The sequence below is a fragment of the Candidatus Kurthia intestinigallinarum genome, from assembly GCF_003991225.1.
In the GTDB taxonomy this organism is placed as follows: domain Bacteria; phylum Bacillota; class Bacilli; order Bacillales_A; family Planococcaceae; genus Kurthia; species Kurthia populi.
Window position 1 is genome coordinate 1 of sequence record NZ_JTFC01000232.1, and the last position, 1,649, is coordinate 1,649.

Genomic DNA, 1,649 nt, shown 5'->3' on the forward strand with positions numbered 1-1,649 from the left:
TCTTTATCAATTCATTAAATTATAAATTTGCTTTTATATAACATTAATTAACTAATAAGGGAATAAAAGTTATTTTTGGTGTTAAATTAGCGTCACGTAGTGTCACAGTAGTGTCAATGTAGTGTCACAGTAGTGTCAAAATGGTGTTACAGTAGTGTCAATGTAGTGTTAAATTAACTCCACTATAAAACTCTCCAAATGCCTTAGTGACGCGGTTTGCGGCGTATACACCTGTTGACATACATTTCGTAGTAACTTATAATTTAATCAATAAATTAAACAATTGAAAAAAGCTATCTACAAAGACTGATAAGTGTCGGATTGGCGTCCTTCACATATCACTAACGTCCGTATTCCTACTACGGTGTCAGCTTGTCATTCATAAATAGCTAATTTCAAAACTATGAACAGGTATTCGTCGTACCTGTTATATGTCATTTATTTTATAATGAAAATTGGCGTATTGCAATAGTTTTGTATTAGTTACTTAGGACACGTTACACCTATTTTATACGGTGTAGCGTGTTTTTTTCATTCCAAAGGAGAATGAATCATTATGAAAACAGTATTAACAGCATATAACTCACAAGTACAAAAATGGACAGCACAACCAATTAAATCTAAAAAAACGATTCGCTTTGAAACTTTCAAGGCAAAATTTATCGGCACCTTTGAAGCTGTGTTTACCAAAGCGAAAGAAAAAGTACTAGATCACATTATTTATTTAGCGAGTGCTAATGGTATCTGCACGATCCTGGGTAAAACATTAGCTGAAAAAGCCGGTGTAAATATCCGTACAGTACGTAATGCAGTTAAAGCATTAAAAGAATCAGAACAATTCGTAGTAGCGCAAACAGCTAATGGTCGTGCTGGGGCATATATCTTTATCGATAAAGAACACGAAAATTATCCGTTAATCATGAAAGATTTATTCGATGTAGACGTAACACCAGTTGTTATTGAAACTACTCATGCACATCAAGATGCACTACTTGATGCACCACTTCGTGCACATCTTCAAAATGCTGAAACGCCTGCTATTACTGAGCTTGTGGATGAAAAAGAGCAACCTATCTCTTTTAGCTCTTTTAACGTTATTAAAAAAGATTTAAAACCAAAACAAGAGCTGGTTCATAATCTGTACGGTAAGGTTTGTAAAGAAATGAATATCGTTGGACAAGATGAATCAGTTACACAAGTAATGCGTATGATCGAGAAAACAAAAAATGAAATTGACGGCCTAACAGATGAAATTGCATTACACGCAGTACGTGAAGCAATAACTAATAAAGCGAACAATGTAGCAGCGTACGCACGTAAGGTTATTAATAACTTCATGAAACCGTCAGCGAATGTTTCTCAGCCATCTAAACCAATTATTAAAGTAGACACGCCACAATGGTTTAAAGACGGCGTACATAAGCAAAAACATGATGATAGCAACACATTCAATGAGCAACAGCAAGCACAAGCAAAATACAATGTACTTAAAAAAATCTTTGATGATGAAGATGCGATTAAAGAACAGATGGGCGATTTATACAGCTTAGTGTCATAAATGACTACAATATACGATTCCTTGCGCGTTGTTATATTGTTTTTGAGTAAGCACGTGAGGATTTAGAAGCGATATATGAACGCTAAATATG

At 34.5% G+C, this 1,649-nt stretch carries 1 protein-coding gene; it reads left to right on the plus strand.

The window, feature by feature from the left end:
- Nucleotides 1-556 precede the first annotated feature (556 nt).
- Entirely contained in the window at nucleotides 557-1,558 is a 1,002-nt protein-coding gene (locus QI30_RS20095; RefSeq protein ID WP_126992170.1) for a hypothetical protein, read from the plus strand.
- The last annotated feature ends 91 nt before the right edge of the window (nucleotides 1,559-1,649 follow it).